The organism is Pradoshia eiseniae (assembly GCF_002946355.1).
Classification (GTDB): Bacteria; Bacillota; Bacilli; order Bacillales; family Pradoshiaceae; genus Pradoshia; species Pradoshia eiseniae.
Genome location: NZ_PKOZ01000008.1, coordinates 42,011 through 64,140 on the forward strand (window position 1 = coordinate 42,011; position 22,130 = coordinate 64,140).

Below are 22,130 nucleotides of genomic sequence, written 5' to 3' on the forward strand. Positions count from 1 at the left end.
CTCCTTAGTTAGTAATAAAGATGAATTTGTCTATTTTCCTAAATCAAAAAGGCTGCCTCCAAAGTCCGTTTAATAACGGACTTTTGGGGACAGCCCTTTTTTATTCAAATTGATTAGTTAAGCAGCCTCATCCTCATCCTCATCCTCTTCAGGCTTGGATTGCTCTCGAGGTTCTGCTGGTTGATCGTCAGATGATTCTCCTTCATCTGAGGGCTCATTCTGCTCATCTGCTGGCTTCTTATCTTCCTCATTTTTCTTGTCATCTTTTTTCTTGTCATCTTTTTTCTTGTCGTCTTTTTGGCTGTTCTCTTTCTTATCTTCAGCTTTCTCTTCTTTATTGAATTCAATCAGATTAGAAGGCTTTGATAGATTGCCGGCTATGTCGACAGCGACCACATGATAGGTCCCTTTTCCGCTTGATGAGAAGCTTCGAGAATCATCAACTTTTATGCTTGCGACCTTTTTGCCATCTTGGTATACATAATAGCCAATTACGTCGCTGTCACCTGAGGCACTCCAGCTGATCGCCTTGCCGTTTACCGTAACAGATGGGGCACCAGGTGCTTTACCATTATCATTTAATGTAGCTCCGCCGATGATAAGATTCTTGTAGTTATCGCCCTTCGGCATGATGGCTGATTTGTCGGTTACATATTGGCCGCCAATGCTATTGAAGAAGTCGCTGCTTACGGCAATTCCTTTTACCGTGAACTCAGCAGGTGTACCTTTGTGGGCGAGATATTTCTTGCCATTAATGAACACATAGCTTTCACTTGATGTCGGCATATTTCCGCCTCCATTAGGGAGATGGCTCGCATTGAAATAATCAGAGACGGTCAGCTTGGCTTCCGCGCATGCTCCAGATGCGAGTGTTCCTGTCAGCATGCAGTAGGATCTTGTCACGATTCCGCCAGGCATTTGATGCCGGCTTGATGGAGCAATCAGCTTAGGATCCACATCATAGGCTGAGTTGATCAATCGGGCCCATAAGCTTTGGTTACGTTGGGAATAGCTCATGCCACCTGTTTCCACGGAGCCATTTGAATCATAGCCCATCCAAACACCAAAGGTCACGTTCGGATTGGTAGCCACGAACCAGGCATCGCGGAAGCTTTGGCTCGTTCCGGTTTTGCCGGCCCAATCACTGTAGAATTTCAGCTTGCTATTAATCCCGGCAGCTGTCCCTGATGTAAGGACATCACGCATCATGTCCAATGTCAGATAAGCGGTCTGCGGACTGAATACTTTCGTCGCCTTTGACTTATGCTCGAAGATGATGTTTCCGTCATTGTCCTCAATCTTTTCAATCATATATGCATCAACAAATTCTCCGCCATTAGCAAATGTGGCAAATGCATTGGTGTTTTCCTCGACAGTGACCCCTCTTTCAAGGGCTCCCAAGGAAGTTGAAAGATTCGTATAATCGGCTTCATGTAGTGAGCTGAAGCCCATTTTTTTCAGATATTCTGCCGGACGGCGATTCACTATTTCTTTATACTGCAGTACGGCAGGGATGTTGTATGATTTCTTCAATGCTTCCCTGGCTGTCGTCAAACCAGTGATTCCGCCTCCAGCATAGTTTCCAGGACTATAGCCATTGATACTGATTGGAGCATTAATCAATGTTTTCGCTGGGAAAGATACTCCGTATTCTATTGCGGGAGCATATACCAATAATGGCTTCATCGTTGACCCATTTGAGCGGACAGCAGCGGTTGCATGGTTCAGCTGCTCACGTTCAAAATCACGCCCGCCGACAAAGCTTAAAATCTTGCCGGTAGAGTTCTCGATCAAAATGGCGCCAGTATCAACAGGCTCGTTCACTATTACCTTTTCGCCGGTATCCGGGTCAATCTTATCAGCTGGCCGGGTCCCTTGATAATAAGGAAACTCCTTCGTGACCTTCTGCATATTATCGTACATTTTCTTATTGACAGTTGTATGGATTTTATAGCCGTTTTGCCTGATGGCTTGGTCGGCTAGGTTATAGTATTGCTGATATAGCTCTTCACTTTCATTTAAATCCTTCTGCTTATATCCATCTTCCTTAGCAAGGATTGGCATCATGATTTCAATCGCTCTTTTTTCTACCTCATATGTGAGATAAGGATAACGCTCTGTTGAGGAAGGCTGTCTTTTCGCCAAATTTGCCTTTATATCATATTTTAAGGCTTCCTCATATTCCTTTTTCGTAATATCTCCGTTGTTGTACATCCGTTTCAACACAGTTTTCATTCGATTAAGACCAGGGCTGATATCCTCCTTCACCTCCCCAAACTGAGTAAATGGCGTATATGAATAGGGGTTTTGAGGCAAGCCGGCAATAAAGGCTGCTTGCGGTAAGGAGAGATCCTTGGCATCGACGCCGAAGATCCCTTGCGCAGCCGTTTGGACACCAGCTATATTTCGACCGGATGAGTTACGGCCAAATGGTGAAATATTTAAATATGATTCTAGTATTTCATCCTTTTCGAGAAATTTCTCCAAGCGCATCGCCAATAGGATTTCCTTCGCCTTCCGGTCAAAGGAGACCTCGTTTGTAAGGATTTGCTGCTTAATCAGCTGCTGGGTCAATGTGCTTCCGCCTGTTTGGACGGCTGAACCAGTTACTTCCTGGAAGACAGCGCGCATCAAGGCTTTCGGAACGACACCATCATGCTCGTAGAAGTAGGCATCCTCGGTTGCAATCAATGCCTTCTTGACATTATCGGAGACATCCTCGAGTTTCACTTCCTGCCGCTCAAGATCTGTGCGCAGCTTTCCTAAATATACATTGTCTGCGAAATAAACCTCTGATGTTTCCTCATAATTTAGCAAACTATTTTTTAATTGTTTTTCGCTTCGAACAGGCTCATCCTTCACGATGGAGGCAAAATAGCCTGCTCCTACTCCGCCTGCAAAAAATATTCCAAGAACGATGACAATCATGAATATGAGAATATAATTCCAGAGTACTTGATACGTAATGCTTGTTTTCCGCTTGAATGTTGGCTGAGTGACATATGAATAGAGGGATTGGACCCCTTTTTTAATTTTTGCGATTATCTCTTCCAATTTTTCACACTCCTATAAGAAATCATGTACATTATAGCATAAGGTAGGAAAATCGTATAAAAGATTCTATTTTTGTCATTTTTGTCTCGCTCATGTCTAAAATGGGTTTGACAAGGGGAGGATAAATATGATAAAAAGTTCATATCATCATATCCAATGAAAAAGTAAAATGCAATGACAGGAATCCAGTAGTTAATCCGTCCCTGTTCTAGAGAGCCGGTGGTTTGGTGCAAACCGGTATAAACGGGTTAATGAATTACCTCCTGTAGCAGCATTCGTGAAGGCAAGCCACTAAGGCAGGCTGTGTAGCGTATGCCGGGCCCTTGCCGTTATAAGGTGAAAGCGGCGGGAAGCTTTTATCCCGCAAGTTGGGTGGTACCGCGATAATCATCGTCCCTTCATATTTATGAAGGGGCGTTTTTGTGTTTATTTACAAAGCTTTGCTGCACATAGTCTTAAGAACCAATCATACAGCTTTATAGTGCAAGTGAGCGAATGAGGGCTATGTCTAGCTGTTTAACTAATAGGAGGAATGACAATGGATTTACTTCAGGATTTGCAATGGAGAGGCATTATTTATCAACAGACGGATGAAGAGGGCCTTAAGGAACAATTACAGAAAGAAGCAACATCCTTATATTGCGGTGTTGACCCTACTGCAGACAGCATGCATATCGGTCATTTATTGCCATTCTTGACTTTACGCCGTTTTCAACAGGCTGGCCATAAGCCAATTATCCTGGTCGGCGGAGCAACTGGGATGATCGGTGATCCGAGCGGTAAAACGCAGGAGCGTCAATTGCAAACGGTTGAAGCAATTCAGCATAATGTAAAGTGCCTGCAAAAGCAATTAGGGCGTATTTTTGATTTCGAAGGGGAAAACGGTGCAGTTATGACCAATAACTTTGACTGGATCGGATCCCTCGATATGATCACCTTCTTGCGCGATTACGGGAAGCATATCGGAATCAACTACATGCTGGCAAAGGACACGATTGCCTCACGACTCGATACGGGCATTTCTTTCACAGAATTTACGTACACCATTTTACAGGCCATTGACTTTAAGCATTTATATGAGAATTACAATTGCAAAATTCAGCTTGGCGGAAGTGACCAATGGGGCAATATCATTACTGGGTTAGACTTGATTCGTAAAACACAGGGTGAGGGCGCCAAAGCATATGGCTTAACGATCCCGCTTGTGACAAAGTCTGACGGAACGAAATTCGGTAAAACAGAAGGCGGCGCTGTTTGGCTTGATGCAGAAAAAACAACTCCGTATGAGTTCTACCAATTCTGGATTAACACAGCCGACCAAGATGTTGTGAACTACTTAAAAATCTTTACCTTCTTATCGAAGGAAGAAATTGAAGCACTGGAGGCTTCTGTCGAAACAGAACCGCATCTTCGCAAGGCTCAAAAAGCATTGGCGGAAGAAATGACCCGCCTTGTACACGGACAGGACGCGCTCGATAAAGCAATCAATATCACGCAAGCGTTATTCAGCGGCAATGTAAAGGAGCTAAGCGCGAATGATATTAAGCAAGGTTTCAAGGACGTGCCTTCCTATGTGCCGGCAGCTGATGAAGAGCTAACATTAGTAGAGCTGCTCGTGAATGCGAAAATCTCCCCATCTAAACGTCAAGCGCGCGAAGACATTACAAACGGAGCCATCAGCATTAATGGCGATAAAGTAACCGATCTTTCTTATGTATTGTCCGCTGAGGACCGGATTGAAGGACAATTCACGGTCATCCGCCGCGGCAAGAAGAAATACACGCTAATTAAATATGTATAAGAAATAGAGAATCCCAGGTGTCATAGGCACCTGGGACTTTTTATTGCTATATGACTAGGTGAATGGGTGTTTAGCAATAGCCAAGAATTCTTAAAGGAGTTTGCGAGAGAAGAATCATTATTGTGATGATAAAAATCAAAATATTATTAAAATTTCTTTTTTGATATATTTAATATAAGAAGGGAGTGGCTGGATTGTTGGGGAAATGGATAAAACGGTATTGGGGTAAGGGGAACATCATTACGTTTGAATTAGATGATTGGTACAAATGGTATAAAGAACCCGAGAAATTTCACCGTGCAGCTGTTAAACACCTTAGGGATGAAGGTCATATTGTAGAGACGATATCAGTTGTTCGTACTGTTTATAGCAATAAGATTTCAGTCTTAGTAGTCGATGGCATAAAATATGAGCTGAGTGCGATAACTGATAGACAAACAGGAATCACTCAGCTAGCTCAAATAAGAAGAATAGATGTATAAAGGAGTATTTGGAGTATGGGCTCCTTTTTACCTTTAAAAGCTTATTATAATCAGAAAAAAAGCCAAAACGATTGTCATTATAAATGAATACAATGATTATAGGGGCGATTATCTTTAGAATCCCTGGCTCTTTCTTCATATATCCCACAAAGCTAAAAATATTTTATGAGCAGCTGTAGTATTCAATACATCCACGTAACAAAAGAAAAAACCATCCCAAAAGGGATGGTTTTTCGTAACGAGCAGATTAACGAGAGTAGAACTCAACGATAAGAGCTTCGTTAATTTCAGCTGGAAGCTCAGAACGCTCTGGTAAACGAGTGAATGTTCCTTCAAGCTTGTCAGCATCGAATGTTAAGAAATCAGGTACGAAGTTGTTTACTTCGATCGCTTCTTTAATAACATCAAGGTTGCGAGATTTTTCGCGAACGCCGATTGTTTGGCCAGCAGTCAAACGGTAAGATGGGATGTCAACGCGACGTCCATCAACTAGGATATGACCGTGGTTTACAAGTTGGCGAGCTGCACGGCGAGTGCGTGCTAAACCTAAACGGTAAACAACGTTGTCAAGGCGAGATTCAAGAAGAACCATGAAGTTCTCACCGTGTTTACCTTGAAGTTTGCCAGCTCTATCAAAGATAGTGCGGAATTGGCGTTCGTTCACACCGTACATGTGACGAAGTTTTTGTTTTTCTTGCAATTGCAAACCGTATTCGGAAAGCTTTTTGCGTTGGTTAGGACCGTGTTGTCCTGGAGCGTAAGGACGCTTTTCTAATTCTTTACCAGTACCGCTTAGGGAAATTCCTAAACGACGGGACAGTTTCCAAGATGGACCTGTATAACGAGCCATAAGTAGACTCCTCCTTGATTGTTTTTATTTTTGTAAAATAAAAACCGATGTTTACATGCATTACTGCCATTTCATTTTCATGCACCTTCGCCCTAGCAGCAGCGGGTTACGAGATGCACCTCAAAGGCTTGAGGAATGAAATGAACGAATAAAGACGTGAACATAAGCTGCGATATTTTACACAAGGAGTATTGTATAATTTATTCACTGGGAAGTCAAGGTATTGTCTTCTAATTGGAAAATACGAGCATGGAAAACGGATAAAACGTCCCTTTTATAGGGCGGATTCCAGGATAGAGACGATTTGCTTAAGTCCTGCTTCATCTTCTTCATCAAAGCGGTCAAGAATCGGGCTATCGATATCGAGAACGCCAATGAGACGACCATCCTTCACAATTGGTAGAACAATCTCTGACTGACTGGCAGCGTCACAGGCGATATGTCCCGGGAAATCGTGAACGTTTGCAATGCGCATCACTTGCTGCTCTTCGGCTGCTTTGCCGCAAACGCCCCTGCCAAGGGGTATACGGATGCAAGCTGGAAGTCCCTGGAACGGTCCGAGAACCAATTGGCGGGTATCTTCCTCATATAAATAAAAGCCAACCCAATTGATATGATCGAGAAATACGTTCAAGAGAGCACTCGCATTGCTTAGATTAGCTATCCGATTAGGCTCTCCGGCAATTAAGGCCGCCAATTGTTTGCTAACAGATTGATATTGCTCTGGTTTAGTCCCGGTGTATTGTTCGACTTGAAACATGATATTTCTCCTTTCCTCCCTATATTGGGTATTGAAACCTTGCCAATGCTGTCTGATCCATTCTTTTTGTCGAGAACTTATTAAAGGATATCGCCCCCTTAAAACAGAAGTAATCTATAAAGAGAATTACCTTTGTTAAAAGGAGGGGAGTGTACGAATGGACAAGAACTCTAAGACGAAGGATTCCATTATAGAGGCTGCTATCTATTTATTTTACATGAAAGGTTACTCCGCTACATCTATTCGAGATATTGCCGGTCGTGCCGGAAGTAATTCCGCTAATATTTCTTATCATTTTCAGCATAAGCAAGGCTTGCTGGAGCATTGCTTTACTGATTTTTTTGAGGGTTACCTAGATGGGCTTGAGAGAATTGCCGAGCAATTGCCGCGTGTGGGCGCACAGGAATGTCTCCTTCAGTATGCGAGCTTTTGCCTGCATTATTACCGTGAAAACTTTTTGCTTACAAGGCTCGTGCTCAGAGAGATTTCAGTGGACACGAGCCTGAATCGGGAAGTCTACATGACATATTTGTCTAAGGAGAAATTCCTTCTCAAAATGATCATGGAAGAGGGAAGAAAACGGGGTGAACTTCGTCCCATCTCCATTCCGATGTTCGTGACAAAATTAAAGGCGATGCTCAATGAGCCTTTTATTCATTCGCAGTATTTCATGGAGGTCTGGCATATCTTCCCGAATGAGCCGTATTTTACGAATGCGTATTTCACAGAGATTGAGACTTTCCTGCAGGAATGCCTGTTCAAAGCGGTGTACCCGGCGCCAATAGAGCTGGCTAAGGCTTGATTAAGTGCTCAAGGATAGCAGGGTCAAGGGCATCAAGACCACGGCCTAAATCAGATGGATGGTGTGAGTCTGAACCATAAACGAGCGGGATGCCCATATTAGCAGCCGTATGCAGGATTGTTTCCGGCGGATAAATCTCTTTGCATAAGGGCTTGAATAAACCGGCTGTATTTACATCAAGCTGGTATCCCTTTTGTTTGATCAGGGGCAATAGACTAAGCATCTGCCTAGTGGAATCATAACTGCTAGGGTATTTTTTTTGGAATTTGGACACGAGCGAAAGATGACCGAGCCGTTTTGGCTTGTAAGGACCAAGATCGCTTAATATGGCTTTTTCAAGTGTTTTATAATAGGCATCATAAACAGCTTCTGTCGTGCCAAAACGCCCGATGATGCGCTCAAATTCCTTCTCGCTGTAATCAAGACAGAACCATTCATCCTTTAGTCGAAGAAAATGGACAGATAGGATTGAATCGGCCAAATTCGGGCCAAGCTCGCTTAATAATTGTTTCGTTTCTTCCTCATGCCCTTCGATATAATCAATCTCTAACCCGATTTTAATGGTAATCCTTCCAGCATAGGCCCTCTGGTAGTCTTTCAGCTCCTCTATATAAGAACGGAACTCATCTATGGCCATCGAGCTGTCCCTTGTAGGCGCGGGGTCGGAGAAGGTATCAGGGAGCGGAGCATGCTCCGTGAAAGAAATTTGGCTGTATCCTAATTGGAGTGCGCGTTCGATATAGGCGCTAATTTCTGCATTTGTTCCATGCGGACAGTAATGTGTATGTACATGACCATCAAAAATATCCATATTTTACTCCTCCTTTTCGACAAATTTTATTTCTTTCGAGAGTTTTTGGCAAAAGATAAGTCGTTTAGGACAACTTTTTGCAGAAAATATCGTATTTTATGGTTAAAAAAAGTCTGTACCATGTTATCATTAAATCATTGATATGAACTTGTATACATAAATATTTGTCTCGTGTTGAATAGGAGGCTTCTTTATGAAGTATGTGATAGGGGGACTAGCGCTAATCTTTGTTGCCTTTATCGTAGGGATATTGGTAAGAAAGAAGCACTATAAAGAAATTGACAGACTTGCAGATAAGAAAGTAGAGATTATGAACAGGCCGATAGCTGAGGAATTGGCTCGAGTGAAAAGCCTGAACATGACTGGTCAGACAGAGCGGTTGTTTGAACGCTGGCGCAAGGAGTGGGATACCATTCAAACGGACCGCCTGGCAGAAGTGGAGAGTCTGCTCTTTGATGCAGAAGAGTATACGGATAAATACCGGTTTAAGAAATCAGTGGCCGTCCAGCATGAGATTGATCGGATATTGGACGAAACTGAGATTACGCTGGCAGCGATTCTTCATGAACTGAACGATCTTATCGGCAGTGAAGAGCAGAATAAGAAGCTTGTCGAGGAGCTTTTAATGACCTATCGGGATTCGAAGCAGCATTTGCTTGCCCATCGTCATGCATTCGGGTCTGCAGCAGAACGTCTTGAACAGGAATTTGATGAATTGGCATTGGAATTCCAGACGTTTAATACACAGACAGAATCTGGCGATTATCTGGAGGCGAGAGAGCAGGTTCTGTCCATCGAAGCCAAGCTGATTGCCATTAAGGAGAAGATGGAGAAGATTCCAGATCTCTTGGCGAATTGCCAAATACATATTCCAGGCCTGCTGCATGAGCTGAAAACGGGATATACGGAAATGTGCTCACAAGGGTATCCGCTCAGCCACATTTATTTTGAGACAGAACTAGAGAAAATGGAACAGCAGTTAGCTGAAGCTAAATCACTCCTAAAAGAAACAAAAGCAGATGAAGCAAGCAGTGAAATCGAGCAATTGAATGATACGATTCAATCCTTCTACGATCTTCTTGAGAAGGAAGTGATGGCTCGTCAGTATGTAATATCTGCGAAAAATATGTATCAGCAGAAGCTCGATCAATCTGTTGACCGACTTGAGCAGCTAGATGCAGAGACCAATGTCGTTAAGCAGATCTATCAAATGCCTGAAAAAGAGCTTGTAGTGCGCACGAATATTGAAAAGACATTAATCAATGTTAAAGCGAAATGGGAGCTGCTGAAGGATAGGCTTTCTGAGGAGAAAACGGCCTACACGGTGTTGAAGGAAGATATTGTCGAGCTTGAAGGCAAGCTTGATGAGCTGACAAAGGCCCAAAAGGAATATGAAGAGAAGCTAAATGCCCTTCGTAAGGACGAGCTTGAATCAAGGGAGACAATCCGCAAGCTGCAAATGAATATGATTGAATCATTGCGGATGATTCAGGAGAGTAATATGCCGGGTATGCCAACCTCGTATGAGCTAATGGTTGTTCAAGCGAAGGAAAGTCTCTCTGATGTGAAAGATAAGCTGGATGAAAAGCCGCTGAACATGAATGCGGTCATGCATTATCTCGACATTGCCAGTGTCGCGGTCAGCAGGGTTCATGAGGCGACTGAGAATTTGACAGAGCAGGTGCACCTCGCTGAAAAGGTTATCCAATACGGAAATCGGTATAGAAGGCAATATCCATCTGTTGCAGCCGCTTTAAGCGATGCTGAGAAGAAATTCCGTAATTATCAGTATGAGGATGCACTCGAACAGGCAGCCACCGCGATAGAACAAGTGGACCCAGGCTCGCTCAAAAAAATCCAAGACTTACTGGAACAAGACTATATGGCTAAATAGACCAGTCCAATTTGACCATGGGCTGGTCTTTCCTTTTGGATAGCAGTCCTTAAGGGGTGAGAAAATAAGGCAAAGTTGAAATCTGCAGCTTTATAAAACGTTAAGTTTATGCTACATTTTCTTATTGATAGGCTAGGGGAGGAGAAATCCGATGATTTATTTGGACAACAGTGCAACGACACAACCATATCCGGCTGTGCTGGATTCATTTATGAAGGTTTCAACTGGCTTTTGGGGTAATCCCTCTTCGCTGCATGGTTTTGGAGGAAAGGCTGAACAATTGCTTGCGAAAGCGCGTGAGCAAGTGGCAGGCCTCTTGAAAGTCAATCCGGCCGAGATTATTTTCACCTCAGGCGGTTCAGAGAGCAATAATCTTGCCATTAAAGGAGCCGCTTTGCAATATAAAGCCCGGGGAAAACATATTATCACCTCTTCCATTGAACATCCGTCTGTCCTTAATCCGACAGAACAGCTGAGCGACTTAGGGTATGAAATTACTTATTTGCCGGTGGATGAATATGGACGAGTAAATGTGACACAATTGAAGGAAGCGATTCGAGAAGACACGATTCTCGTTTCGATTATGCATATTAATAATGAGATTGGCTCCATCCAGCCGATTGAGGAAATAGGGCAGCTGCTGAGACGCTATCCGAAGATTCTCTTCCATGTAGATGGGGTCCAAGGATTTAGTAAGGTAGATCTTTCTTTGGCAGCTACCCATGTAGACCTCTATTCATTATCGGGTCATAAAATACATGGGCTTAAAGGGACGGGCCTCCTTTATAAAAGAGAGGGAGTCAAGCTTTCTCCACTTATTGCCGGAGGAAATCAGGAGTCCGGCTTCCGAAGCGGGACAGAGAGTGTTGCCGGAGCTGTCTCATTGGCAAAGGCAATGCGTCTTGTAACCGAGGAAAGCAAGAGCAGCTTAGGGAAGATGAAGGAGCTGCAGGAATATGCGATGAGCCGTCTGGCAGCAATTGACGGGTTAGTCATCAATACGCCATATGAAAAAGCGGCACCGCATATCATTAATTTTTCCATTCCTGGCTTAAAGTCAGAGGCTTTCGTGCATACGCTTGAGGATGAGGAAATTTATGTTTCCACAACCAGCGCCTGCTCGTCGAAGAAGAAATCGATGAGCCATACATTGCTGCAAATGGGAAAAAGCGAGAAGATCGCCGGCAGTTCCATCCGAATCAGTCTTCATTTTGGTTTGGAGAAAACAGATATCGACAAGGCCATTGCCGCAGTAGGCAAGGCCATTCAAATGTTAAGTGAGGTTAATAAAAGATGATTAAATTTGACCATATCGTCGTTCGCTATGGGGAGATTACCTTAAAGAAGCGGAATCGGAAGAGCTTTATTACACAGCTCAAGAAAAATGTAAAAAACGCCTTGATGGATTATCCGAATGTACGAATTGAGGCACAGCATGAGCGTATGTATATCCATTTGAACGGAGCGGGCCACGAAGAAGTAATCGATCGTTTGAAGAAAGTGTACGGCATCTCTTCTTTAAGTCCTGCCTTAAAGGTAGAAAAAGAAATCCCAGCTATTCAGGAATCAGCGTTATTCTATATCAATCACCTTTCACGGGATATTGCGACATTCAAGATTGATGCTAAACGGGCTGACAAGACATTTCCTTATTCAACCTATGACTTAAACGGCCTCGTTGGGGGATATTGCCTGCAGCGTAAAGAAGGACTAAAGGTAGATGTCCATAATCCAGATCTGAAGCTGCGCGTAGAAGTTCGTAAGGATGCAGCTTATATTACTGGGGAAAAAATTGCAGCAGCAGGCGGCTTGCCAATCGGTTCAAGCGGTTCTGCGATGCTCATGCTGAGCGGAGGCATTGACAGCCCTGTTGCAGGGTTCTTGACGATGAAGCGCGGGGTGGAAATTGAATGCGTCCATTTCTACAGCCCGCCATTCACGAGTGAACGCTCGAAGCAAAAGGTTATTGATTTGGCAGAGAAATTAGCGGAGGTCAATGGACGGATGGTTCTGCATATCGTTCCATTTACAGAAATTCAAAAGCTGATTCAAAAACAAATTCCGGATAATTACACGATGACAACAACACGACGGCTGATGCTGCGCGTGACTGATGAGATTCGAGAGCAGCGTAAAGCGCTCGCCATCGTCACGGGCGAAAGCTTAGGGCAAGTAGCGAGTCAGACGATGGAGAGTATGTATACGATCAACGAAGTGACCAATACGCCTATTCTCCGCCCGCTATTGGCGATGGACAAAACAGAAATCATTGAGATTGCTGAACGTATTGGTACGCATGACATCTCTATCCGTCCATTTGAGGATTGCTGTACTGTCTTTACACCGACAAATCCTAAGACGAAACCACGAAGAGAGAAGGTTAATCACTACGAATCCTTCACGGATTTCGATCCTTATATTCAAGAAGCGGTCGAGAAAACGGAAACCATCATCTTCAGCAGCAAGGACAAGAAGAAGGTTGAGGCAACGGAAGATCTGTTCTAAATATAATATGTGAACAATTACCATATTGAGTTGCGCATATCGGCATGTGTTTTTACACACTCTATAATCACAAAGGAGGTGAAAAACACATGTCAAACAACTCAAACAACCTTTTGGTACCAGGAGTAACTCAAGCTCTTGACCAAATGAAATACGAAATTGCTTCCGAGTTTGGAGTACAACTTGGAGGAGAAACAACTTCTCGCGCTAACGGTTCTGTTGGTGGAGAAATCACAAAACGCCTTGTTCAAATGGCTGAGCAACAATTGGGTGGAGGATACTCCAGATAATTTCATACACTTGGCTACAGAAAGCGGACTTAGGTCCGCTTTCTTTTTTTTATCTCGATGTTTACATACAACAAAGGGGATAATTTCACAGAATATAATAAAATATTTTGGAAAATCATGTATAATGGCATTGATTACCATTAATTGCTAAGGGGAGTGGAGAGAATGAGTGAGAATCTTATTGCACCAGAGCAATACAATTTAGTGGCTGAAATTGAAAAGTATGCAAAATATGAAAGAAGAAAAGCTCTTATATGGAGAGATGAAAGCGGTTTAAAAAAAGAGATGACATATAAGGAGCTTATACGAACGGTTAATAAAACAGCAAATGTTTTCCTGAATGAAGGGCTAAAAGCGGGAGATAAGATGCTGATTATGGTGCCTAGGCTTATTGAAGCCTATACAGTTTACTTGGCTGCCCTAAAGGTTGGACTAGTGGTCATACCATGTTCTGAAATGCTGCGGACGAAGGATTTACAATATAGAATCGACCATTCCGAAGCGAAAGCTGTGCTTGTACATAAACCCTATACAGAGACCTTTGAAGGCCTTTCATCAAAAGACTCTTTACATAAATTCATTATAAATGGCCAGGTGGAAGGCTGGACACCGCTCGATGAGAAAATTAAGCATGCTAATCATGAGCTAGAGATCGCGAAGACAAAGCGAGAGGACATGGCCTTTCTCTCCTATACATCAGGTACGACAGGACAGCCAAAAGGTGTTGTTCATACACATGGGTGGGCATATGCTCATTTAAGAACCGCGGCGAGCAATTGGCTATGCATTGAGGAAGAAGATGTTGTCTGGGCAACAGCGGGTCCTGGATGGCAGAAATGGATTTGGAGCCCTTTCCTGTCAGTGCTTGGCTCGGGGGCAACAGGCTTCGTTTACCAGGGCAAGTTTGAGCCAAAGACGTATCTGCAGCTTCTAGATGACTATTCCATCAATGTTCTCTGTTGTACGCCCACCGAATATCGATTGATGGCAAAGGCCGATAATCTGGCTGAATATAAGCTGCAGCATCTTCATAGTGCTGTCTCTGCGGGCGAGCCATTGAACAGGGAAGTCATAGACACATTCCGCTCTCATTTCGGGGTTACGGTTCGGGATGGATATGGGCAAACCGAAAATACGCTCCTTGTTGGTGTCACAAAAGGCATGGATGTCAAACCAGGCTCGATGGGTAAACCAACACCCGGAAATAAGGTAGAGGTCATTGATGAGGAAGGACGGGTATGTCCTGCAGGTAAGACTGGGGACATAGCTGTGCATGTAGAAACACCGGCTCTCTTTAAAGAATATTATAAGGACCCTGAAAGAACGGCCATGCAATTTAGGGGAGATTATTATATTACAGGCGATAAGGCGAAGAAGGATGAGGACGGATACTTCTGGTTCGAGGGACGCAGGGATGATATTATCATTAGTTCCGGCTATACGATTGGACCGTTTGAAGTAGAGGATGCGCTTGTTAAGCATGCCTATGTCAAGGAGTGTGCTGTTGTAGCAAGCCCTGATGAGGAAAGAGGACAAATCGTTAAGGCTTTTGTCGTATTGAAAGAAGATGTGCCAGAGCCGTCTGATGAGCTAGTCAAGGAGCTGCAAAACCACGTGAAGGACTTGACAGCTCCTTATAAGTATCCTCGTAAGATTGCCTTCGTCGAAGATCTTCCAAAGACGATTTCCGGCAAGATTATGAGGGTTGAGCTAAGAAAAATGGAGCTGGAAAACCAGAAGGCGTAGAATATATTGCTGACTCGAAATTCCGTATTTAACGGACTCTCGGGTCAGCGTATTTTATTTGTAGGATATCGGGGAAGCAGGGTGAAAAATAAAACAGGTGAAAGCAGCCGGTATAGGCTCCTTTCACCTGCTTGTACTATATTCTTATAAGAATGACCTTTGCACCTTTTCCCAGAAGGAATTATCGCGCAGCTTGACCGTCTTAATCGTACGGCCGCTGAGTCGGAAATCTAATCGCTCGATATGCTGAATGCTCATCGCCTCATTGTCCATCCCGATGATTGGATAATCATCTCCTGTTTTTGATAGCTGGAGGGAGAGAACGCGTTCACTTCCAAGGATAAAGGAGGAGCCTAATGTCCGGTAATGATTATTATTCAGGGATGCGATTTCGCTCACCTGCATACAATGCAATGTTGGGTCAACGACAGCGCCATTGAGGGACTTATTGTAGGCAGTTGAACCAGTAGGAGTAGCAACGACCATTCCATCACCGCGGAAAGTCTCGAAAAGCTGGTTATCAATATGGACTTCGATGACAAAGGTCTTGATTAAGGAAGAACGGAAGGAGCATTCGTTCAGACAATCAAAGCTGTATTCATTATCAATTGTCACTTCTATCGTCGGGTACTTCCTTACCTCGATGACAGGTGTCGTAACAGCTTCAACCATCTTCTCTGTATCATTAATATAAAAATCACAATACATATTCAATTTCTTGTCGAGGGAAATCCCTGCATAGAGACAGTCCTCTCTGAAATCTGTCTTTCGAACAGCTTGCAGGAATGTGCCGTCATCACCGATGCTGACGATGATATTTGCTTCTGCAGGATCTTTTACGGTGCTAAACCCATACTTATCTGTGCTTGCTTTAATGGCCTCAATTCGTTCGAGAATATCCTTGTCTTTCTTGTAGTAAAAATAGATGTTCTTGCGGTTATCCATCGCGAAACCTCCTCATAGGCAGTGCTTGCTAGAATTCTATGCAATTTCAAGTTTACCCAACATCGTCATGTTATAATAATTTTATCAGGAAAATAGGAAGATTCAAACTTCGACTGGGGGAATATTGTGTGAACAAAAAAAGATGGTTGGCACTGGGAATCGCGGCAGTTATTTTCTTCGCATCAATCCTTACGAATTCGATTTCCTTGCTGGCTTCTGATGAGGCTTCAATGTCAGAATTACTAGCAGCAGAAGAGGAAGTAATTGAGGATGGAGATTTCGAAAAAAGAATTGTGGTCTTGGATTTAGACGGAACGATTGCAGATACAGGAGATAGCGCTTCACTTTTCTCTTCGGAGGGATATAATCACCAAGCATTGCTTGAGCATTTAGATACCATCGCTTGGGATGACACGATTAGCGGACTTGTGCTGGAGGTGAATTCACCAGGCGGAGGGGTTCATGAGAGTGCTGAAATTCACCGGAAAATCGAGGCCATTAAAGAGGCGGGAAAACCAGTTTATGTGTCCATGGGCTCAATGGCTGCCTCTGGCGGCTATTATGTCGCAGCTCCTGCCAATCAAATCTATGCAAGTCCTGAGACATTGACAGGATCGCTTGGCGTCATCATGCAAACCTTTAATTTTGAAGGATTTGCCGAGAAGTACGGCATTGATATGGTAACCATCAAAAGTGGAGAGTTCAAGGATATAGGTAACTCCTTCCGTGATATGACTGATGAAGAGAAGAGCATTATGCAATCCCTCGTGGATAACTCTTATAACCAATTTGTTACGGTCATTGCAGAAGGAAGGGACATGTCGAAAGAAGAGGTAAGAAAAGTGGCGGATGGCCGAATCTATGACGGCCGTCAAGCGAAGGAGCTGAATCTCGTGGATGAGCTCGGCTACTTGGATGATGCAATTGCTGGCATGAAGAAAAACGAGGGGCTGGAGGATGCAGCTGTCGTTAAGCTGACAGATTCCATTGGCCTAGGTTCAATGCTGAATTTGAAGCTCACGCAGTGGCTTGGCGGAAATGATGAGGCAAGCATCATTAAAGAAATCATGACCGAAAATCAATCTCCGCAACTGATGTACTTATATTCTGGAGAGTAAGGAGGCAGGGGAATGACGGATACACACGAGACTAGCTTGAATGAGCAAGAAGATATAAATACACAGAAAACGGATAATTTTTCTCAAAAGATTATGAACCTGCCCCGTGCTGGATTTTGGATGAGATTTTGGGCTTATATCATTGACATCCTGATTGTCGGGAGCATCAGCCGGCTTTTCATCAAGCCAATTTTTCGCTTGCTTGATATACCGATTGACAGCAGCGGAATCTTCTCGCCGTTCACGGTGATTGATTCCATCGTTTTTTTCGGATACTTTTTCATTATGACGCTCCTGTTTGCACAAACATTAGGCAAAATGGTCATGGGGGTGCATGTTATTTCGCTCACAAGAGATAAGCTGGATTGGAAGACATTATTGTTTAGAGAGTGGATAGGAAGATACATCTCCGCCTTTTTCTTCCTTGGCTATATCGTTGTCGCTTTTAACCCGCGCAAGCAAGGCTTCCATGATATGTTCAGTGATACGGCTGTCCTGCTTGATAAGGAGCGGTGAGATCCATTAAATAATAGTAGAAGCATAAACCCGCCTGCTGCCAGGCGGGTTTATTTTATGTATCTGTTGTCCATACTGTTTGCTTGATAATAGATGGGGGTGTTCAACGTGGTCATTCTATTTGGATGCTTGCTTGCGCTGCTCGCATTGTTTGCCGTGTTCTTGCTATCACAAGTAACGGTGTCGGTTATTTATGATAAGAACTTCCAGAAAAATGAGGCGGAAGTCAAGATACGAATGTGGCGCGGGCTGCTGCATTATGAGAAAAAAGTGAAAATAGGTGCGCCGGTTGGGGAAGTGAAGAAGGATGGGGCAGAGAGCATACAGGAAGAACTGTCCATTGATGAGATGGATGGTTCTTTACGGGTCATCGCCAAGTCTTTGACAGAACTAAAAGGATATGGATCGGCAACAAAGGAAATCACCTCAGATATCCAATTGACGAGCCTTGAGATTTCCCTGTCCTATGGGGCTGGGGATGCACCTAAAACGGCGATGGCGACGGGACTGTTATGGGGAATTGTCAGTGCAGCTATTGCTGTCATAAGTCACTTTTTCCAATTAATCGTCATACCGAAAACGGAAGTTGTTCCCTATTTCATGATTAAGAAACCTCTTGAGCTTCATTTTGGTTGCATAGGAAAGGTCAGAATGGCAAACGCTATAAAAGCTATATGGAAATTAGCCCGGTTTATGCAAAGAAAAAAGCAGTTGCATAATACAGGCGAACATAGCCATAAGGACAAAAATCAAATGGCCTAACAGGAGGGTATATTATGTCTAATCATCCTATTGGTGGATTAATGAATTCGGCGATGGAAAACTTGAGAAGCATGGTAGATGTGAACACGATTATTGGTGACCCAGTCGAAACCCCGGATGGGAGTGTCATTATGACCGTATCAAAGGTGGCATTTGGTTATGCGGCTGGCGGCAGTGACTATCAAATCAGCGGTCCGGATGCTGAGAACCACAGACATCCCTTTGGAGGCGGAAGTGCAGGAGGCGTGTACATTACCCCAATCGCCTTCTTGATTGTTAGCTCCCAAGGAATCAAAATGCTGCATCTCGACGAGAGTACTCATCTCATCGAAAAGCTAATGGAAGCAACCCCTGTTGCAGTCGATAAGGTAAGCTCCATGCTCTCGAAAAAAGGAAAAGGGATGCAAAACGATCAGCAAACATCTGGTATAGACAGCATGGATTAAACGAACAGAGACCGCATCTTGCTAATGAGATGTGGTTTGTTTTTGTAGAATTATTAATCATAGCTTTTTACAAAGGGTGGCTGAAACTCTATACTTAGAATGAATGAAAAATTCAGACTATGGAGGGGAATTAGTGTGGCGAACGTGACTTTTAAAGGAAATCCGGTTACATTGGTCGGAACAGAAGTAAAAGTAGGCGACAAGGCGCCTGAATTTACGGTGCTAGGGAATGATTTATCTCCTGTTACGCTGGAAAGCTCAGCTGGAAAGGTGAGAATTTTTAGTGTCGTTCCATCTATTGACACAGGCGTATGTGACGCGCAAACCCGTAAGTTTAATGAAGAGGCGGCCAACTTGGATAATGTTAAAGTCATCACGGTCAGTGTCGATTTGCCCTTTGCTCAAAAGCGCTGGTGTGCGGCAGCCGGACTTGAAAATGTTGTGACGGTTTCTGACCATAGAGATTTATCTTTTGGAGAGGCATACGGCGTGTACATTAAAGAATTGCGTTTGCTAGCGCGTTCTGTATTTGTGGTAGATAGCCAAGATAAGGTTACATACGTGGAATATGTGCCTGAAAGCACCGACCATCCGAATTACGAGGCGGCCATTGAAGCGGCAAAAGCGGCAAACTAAACACGAGATTTAAGACATTAGAGGAATCCAGGAAGGTTCAGCGAGAACCGTTAAGCCTGGGTTCTTTTTTTGTTTAGATTAATTTATTGAAAATTCTTAATAAAAATACCCCTTTTGGTCCTCGAAATGTTTATCCCTCTCAGAAAAGGTGATACTTGTTCTTTATAGGATGTAATACTACAATGGGTAAAAGAATAGTGGACGAAGTTGGAGGAAACGCTATGAATACAACAAAAGTTGAACAAATATATGAGCTCATCACAAGTACCGCGAAAATCATTCAAGAAGAATTGGGCGGGACTGAACTGGAGGCCATCGCCGAAACAGGAGAAAATCTTTTCCAGGGCGATGTGCTGCAGGATGAACTCAGTGAGATAACTGTAAAGAAATTAAAGAAAGGCTATCAGGAAATCCATCTTGATCATTTCAGCAAGGAAGATATCCGAAAAGGATGGCAATTGGCCATTTTAAAAGCTATGCGCACGCATGTGCAGCCGAATCATCAAATGACCCCTGACGCGATTGGCTTCATGTTTGCTTATCTTTTGGAGAAGTTTACGGCAAAGCAAGAAGCTTTGTCTGTCCTTGACCCTGCTGTTGGGACAGGGAATCTGCTCTTTTCTGTCATGAATGTCTTGAGTGGCAAGCAATTGAATGCCACTGGGATTGAAGTAGACGAAACATTGGTCAAACTCGCTTATACAGGTGCGAATTTATTGGGTATGCCTGTCCATTTCTTGCACCAGGACAGCTTGCAGCCCTTGTTCATTGACCCAGCCGATGTCGTGATTTGTGATTTGCCTGTAGGCTATTACCCGGATAATGAGCGTGCAAAGGAATTTAAGGTAAGAGCGAAGGATTCAGAATCAATGTCCTATGCCCATCATCTTTTCATTGAACAAGGCTTTACCTATTCTAAGAATGGAGGCTATCTTTTCTTCCTCGTACCAAATGATCTGTTTACGACATCTGAAGCCCCTGCATTGAACCAATTCATTCATGAGCACGGATATATCCAAGGGCTTATTCAATTGCCGGAGAGCATGTTTAAATCCAAGCAGTCAGCAAAAAGCATCCTAATTCTGCAAAAAGCTGGTGATGGAGTGAAAGCGCCAAAACAAGTGCTGCTAGTCAATATGCCGAAATTGTCAGACAAAACCGCAACAGCCGCTATGCTGAACAAAATCGATAATTGGATCAAGGCAGAAAAATAATCATGGCAAAGCTCCTGTAATTCATTCGTTTTTTCAATGTGTTAGAATTATGTGAAAATAATAAAATTTAATGTGCAAGCGTTAACATGTAAATAATTCTATTGCTAGAACCAAACTTCAGTGGTTTAATTGGATTCGAGGTTTAATTTTAAAATTATATCACTATGGATAAATTATAGGAGCTGTGATTTAAATGTCTAAAATTATCGCGATAAATGCGGGTAGTTCCTCGTTGAAATTTCAGTTATTTGAAATGCCCGAAGAAAAAGTAATTACAAAAGGAATCGTAGAGAGAATTGGCTTGGCTGATTCTATCTTCTCTATTACTGTTGATGGTGAAAAGAAAACAATCGTAACAGATATTCCTGACCACTCTGTGGCAGTTAACCTTTTATTAGAGAAGCTAACAGAGCACAAAATTATCAACTCACTTGATGAAATCGAAGGTATTGGCCATCGTGTCGTTCACGGCGGAGAAATCTTCACTGATTCAGCTGTTATCACGGATGAAGTGCTTGCACAAATCGAGCAGCTTTCTGAGCTTGCTCCGCTTCACAACCCGGCAAACGCAACAGGTATTAAAGCATTCCGCAATGTATTGCCAAATGTTCCTGCTGTTGCCGTATTTGATACAGCTTTCCACCAAACAATGCCAGAGGCTTCTTACCTATACAGCTTGCCGTATGAATACTACAAAGAGTATGGCATCCGTAAGTACGGTTTCCATGGCACATCTCATAAATATGTGTCTGAACGTGCGGCTGAATTGCTTAAACGTCCGCTTGAACAGCTTCGTTTGATTTCTTGCCACCTTGGTAACGGTGCAAGTATCACGGCAATCGAGGGCGGAAAATCCATTGACACAACAATGGGCTTCACTCCTCTAGAAGGTTTAACAATGGGAACTCGTTCTGGTAGCTTGGACCCTGCGTTGATTCCATACTTGATGGAGAAAACAGACAGCACAGCTGATGAAGTAATAAATATCCTTAACAAGAAGAGTGGTATGCTTGGTGTATCCGGATTCTCAAGCGACTTGCGTGACATCGAGGATGAAGCAGCGAAAGGAAACGCTCGCGCTGAGTTAGCGTTGTCTAAGTTCTCTGACGGCATTCACAAATACATCGGTTCTTACGCAGCGAAAATGAATGGCGTTGATGCAATCATCTTCACAGCTGGTATCGGTGAAAACAGTGCTGAGATCCGTGCGCGTGTTCTTCGCGGCCTAGAATTCATGGGTGTATACTGGGATCAAGACGCTAACAACGTGAGAGGCGAAGAGAAATTTGTTAACCACCCTTACTCTCCAGTTAAGGTCATTATCATTCCAACTGATGAGGAAGTTATGATTGCCCGCGACGTTGTTCGCTTAACAAAATAATCGCTTTACAAAGAGACTGTGAATGCTTTGCATTCATGGTCTTTTTTGCTGTTGAATGGGTCATGTAAACTTTATCGACTAGCCTCTGCCTGAATGTGAAAGAATAGGAAGGAGGTA

General features: G+C 43.4%; 20 protein-coding genes and 1 other annotated feature. Of the genes, 15 read left to right on the forward strand and 5 right to left on the reverse strand.

Annotated features, from left to right (window positions below; genetic code table 11):
* Positions 1–117: 117 nt before the first annotated feature.
* On the reverse strand, positions 118–3,054 hold the full coding sequence (locus tag CYL18_RS13195) for a transglycosylase domain-containing protein (protein ID WP_236636466.1): 2,937 nt from the start codon (positions 3,052–3,054) through the stop codon (positions 118–120).
* 165 nt (positions 3,055–3,219) lie between these two features.
* Positions 3,220–3,455: a binding site (T-box leader), on the forward strand.
* A 137-nt stretch (positions 3,456–3,592) separates the two neighbouring features.
* Here CYL18_RS13195 and tyrS point away from each other — a divergent pair.
* Positions 3,593–4,855 (forward strand): tyrosine--tRNA ligase, encoded by a 1,263-nt coding sequence (gene tyrS, locus CYL18_RS13200; protein WP_104849994.1) that lies wholly within the window; start codon positions 3,593–3,595, stop codon positions 4,853–4,855.
* 197 nt (positions 4,856–5,052) lie between these two features.
* Entirely contained in the window at positions 5,053–5,337 is a 285-nt protein-coding gene (locus CYL18_RS13205) for a hypothetical protein (RefSeq protein ID WP_146102847.1), read from the forward strand.
* A gap of 247 nt (positions 5,338–5,584) precedes the next feature.
* On the opposite strand, the gene rpsD is transcribed toward CYL18_RS13205, so the two are convergent.
* A complete protein-coding gene (rpsD, locus tag CYL18_RS13210) occupies positions 5,585–6,187 on the reverse strand; it encodes a 30S ribosomal protein S4 (protein ID WP_049669855.1) in 603 nt (200 codons plus the stop codon).
* 274 nt (positions 6,188–6,461) lie between these two features.
* Positions 6,462–6,947: a GAF domain-containing protein gene (locus tag CYL18_RS13215; protein WP_104849996.1), complete on the reverse strand. Its 486-nt coding sequence runs from the start codon at positions 6,945–6,947 to the stop codon at positions 6,462–6,464.
* Between the two features lie 157 nt (positions 6,948–7,104).
* On the opposite strand from CYL18_RS13215, the gene refZ reads away from it, so the two are divergent.
* Positions 7,105–7,749, forward strand: a complete 645-nt coding sequence (refZ, locus tag CYL18_RS13220) for a forespore capture DNA-binding protein RefZ (RefSeq protein ID WP_104849997.1) — start codon at positions 7,105–7,107, stop codon at positions 7,747–7,749.
* Here refZ and hisJ read toward each other — a convergent pair.
* On the reverse strand, positions 7,739–8,560 hold the full coding sequence (hisJ, locus tag CYL18_RS13225) for a histidinol-phosphatase HisJ (RefSeq protein WP_104849998.1): 822 nt from the start codon (positions 8,558–8,560) through the stop codon (positions 7,739–7,741). The two genes, refZ and hisJ, sit on opposite strands and share 11 nt — an antisense overlap.
* 193 nt (positions 8,561–8,753) lie before the next feature.
* Between hisJ and ezrA the strand changes: the two genes are divergently transcribed.
* From ezrA to mbcS, 5 genes are all read left to right on the forward strand, one after another.
* Positions 8,754–10,454, forward strand: coding sequence for a septation ring formation regulator EzrA (ezrA, locus tag CYL18_RS13230; protein ID WP_104849999.1), 1,701 nt, complete (start codon positions 8,754–8,756; stop codon positions 10,452–10,454).
* A gap of 151 nt (positions 10,455–10,605) precedes the next feature.
* Complete coding sequence (locus tag CYL18_RS13235; protein ID WP_104850000.1) at positions 10,606–11,751, forward strand: cysteine desulfurase family protein; 1,146 nt, start codon at positions 10,606–10,608, stop codon at positions 11,749–11,751.
* Positions 11,751–12,959 carry a tRNA uracil 4-sulfurtransferase ThiI gene (thiI, locus tag CYL18_RS13240; RefSeq protein WP_201741286.1) on the forward strand — a complete coding sequence of 403 codons (1,209 nt, stop codon included), beginning with the start codon at positions 11,751–11,753 and terminating at the stop codon, positions 12,957–12,959. The genes CYL18_RS13235 and thiI overlap by 1 nt, the downstream gene beginning before the upstream one ends.
* Before the next feature lie 89 nt (positions 12,960–13,048).
* Positions 13,049–13,249, forward strand: a complete 201-nt coding sequence (locus CYL18_RS13245; RefSeq protein WP_104850002.1) for an alpha/beta-type small acid-soluble spore protein — start codon at positions 13,049–13,051, stop codon at positions 13,247–13,249.
* A gap of 165 nt (positions 13,250–13,414) precedes the next feature.
* Complete coding sequence (gene mbcS / locus CYL18_RS13250) at positions 13,415–14,995, forward strand: acyl-CoA synthetase MbcS (protein ID WP_104850003.1); 1,581 nt, start codon at positions 13,415–13,417, stop codon at positions 14,993–14,995.
* 144 nt (positions 14,996–15,139) lie between these two features.
* Here the strand turns inward: mbcS and CYL18_RS13255 are convergent, their stop codons facing one another.
* Positions 15,140–15,940, reverse strand: coding sequence for an NAD kinase (locus CYL18_RS13255; protein WP_104850004.1), 801 nt, complete (start codon positions 15,938–15,940; stop codon positions 15,140–15,142).
* Between the two features lie 128 nt (positions 15,941–16,068).
* Here CYL18_RS13255 and sppA point away from each other — a divergent pair, with 128 nt between their 5' ends.
* The 7 genes from sppA (at position 16,069) to CYL18_RS13290 (ending at position 22,013) form a co-directional block, all read left to right on the forward strand.
* Positions 16,069–17,058 (forward strand): signal peptide peptidase SppA, encoded by a 990-nt coding sequence (sppA, locus tag CYL18_RS13260; protein ID WP_104850005.1) that lies wholly within the window; start codon positions 16,069–16,071, stop codon positions 17,056–17,058.
* 12 nt (positions 17,059–17,070) lie between these two features.
* The gene (locus CYL18_RS13265) at positions 17,071–17,574 is read left to right on the forward strand and encodes an RDD family protein (RefSeq protein WP_236636468.1); all 504 of its coding nucleotides are present in this window, start codon (positions 17,071–17,073) and stop codon (positions 17,572–17,574) included.
* A 108-nt stretch (positions 17,575–17,682) separates the two neighbouring features.
* The gene (locus CYL18_RS13270; RefSeq protein WP_161497140.1) at positions 17,683–18,336 is read left to right on the forward strand and encodes a DUF2953 domain-containing protein; all 654 of its coding nucleotides are present in this window, start codon (positions 17,683–17,685) and stop codon (positions 18,334–18,336) included.
* A gap of 14 nt (positions 18,337–18,350) precedes the next feature.
* Positions 18,351–18,782, forward strand: coding sequence for a GerW family sporulation protein (gene ytfJ, locus CYL18_RS13275; RefSeq protein WP_104850007.1), 432 nt, complete (start codon positions 18,351–18,353; stop codon positions 18,780–18,782).
* A 135-nt stretch (positions 18,783–18,917) separates the two neighbouring features.
* Positions 18,918–19,418 carry a thiol peroxidase gene (gene tpx, locus CYL18_RS13280; RefSeq protein WP_104850008.1) on the forward strand — a complete coding sequence of 167 codons (501 nt, stop codon included), beginning with the start codon at positions 18,918–18,920 and terminating at the stop codon, positions 19,416–19,418.
* Positions 19,419–19,639: 221 nt separating this feature from the next.
* Complete coding sequence (locus CYL18_RS13285; RefSeq protein ID WP_104850009.1) at positions 19,640–20,632, forward strand: class I SAM-dependent methyltransferase; 993 nt, start codon at positions 19,640–19,642, stop codon at positions 20,630–20,632.
* A 193-nt stretch (positions 20,633–20,825) separates the two neighbouring features.
* Positions 20,826–22,013 (forward strand): acetate kinase, encoded by a 1,188-nt coding sequence (locus CYL18_RS13290; protein WP_104850010.1) that lies wholly within the window; start codon positions 20,826–20,828, stop codon positions 22,011–22,013.
* The last annotated feature ends 117 nt before the right edge of the window (positions 22,014–22,130 follow it).

Coding starts and splice junctions, on each gene's coding strand:
- tyrS (WP_104849994.1), top strand. CDS start 3,593: ATGGATTTACTTCAGGATTTGCAATGGAGAGGCATTATTTATCAACAG.
- rpsD (WP_049669855.1), bottom strand. CDS start 6,187: ATGGCTCGTTATACAGGTCCATCTTGGAAACTGTCCCGTCGTTTAGGA.
- CYL18_RS13215 (WP_104849996.1), bottom strand. CDS start 6,947: ATGTTTCAAGTCGAACAATACACCGGGACTAAACCAGAGCAATATCAA.
- refZ (WP_104849997.1), top strand. CDS start 7,105: ATGGACAAGAACTCTAAGACGAAGGATTCCATTATAGAGGCTGCTATC.
- hisJ (WP_104849998.1), bottom strand. CDS start 8,560: ATGGATATTTTTGATGGTCATGTACATACACATTACTGTCCGCATGGA.
- ezrA (WP_104849999.1), top strand. CDS start 8,754: ATGAAGTATGTGATAGGGGGACTAGCGCTAATCTTTGTTGCCTTTATC.
- CYL18_RS13235 (WP_104850000.1), top strand. CDS start 10,606: ATGATTTATTTGGACAACAGTGCAACGACACAACCATATCCGGCTGTG.
- CYL18_RS13245 (WP_104850002.1), top strand. CDS start 13,049: ATGTCAAACAACTCAAACAACCTTTTGGTACCAGGAGTAACTCAAGCT.
- mbcS (WP_104850003.1), top strand. CDS start 13,415: ATGAGTGAGAATCTTATTGCACCAGAGCAATACAATTTAGTGGCTGAA.
- CYL18_RS13255 (WP_104850004.1), bottom strand. CDS start 15,940: ATGGATAACCGCAAGAACATCTATTTTTACTACAAGAAAGACAAGGAT.
- CYL18_RS13265 (WP_236636468.1), top strand. CDS start 17,071: ATGACGGATACACACGAGACTAGCTTGAATGAGCAAGAAGATATAAAT.
- ytfJ (WP_104850007.1), top strand. CDS start 18,351: ATGTCTAATCATCCTATTGGTGGATTAATGAATTCGGCGATGGAAAAC.
- CYL18_RS13285 (WP_104850009.1), top strand. CDS start 19,640: ATGAATACAACAAAAGTTGAACAAATATATGAGCTCATCACAAGTACC.
- CYL18_RS13290 (WP_104850010.1), top strand. CDS start 20,826: ATGTCTAAAATTATCGCGATAAATGCGGGTAGTTCCTCGTTGAAATTT.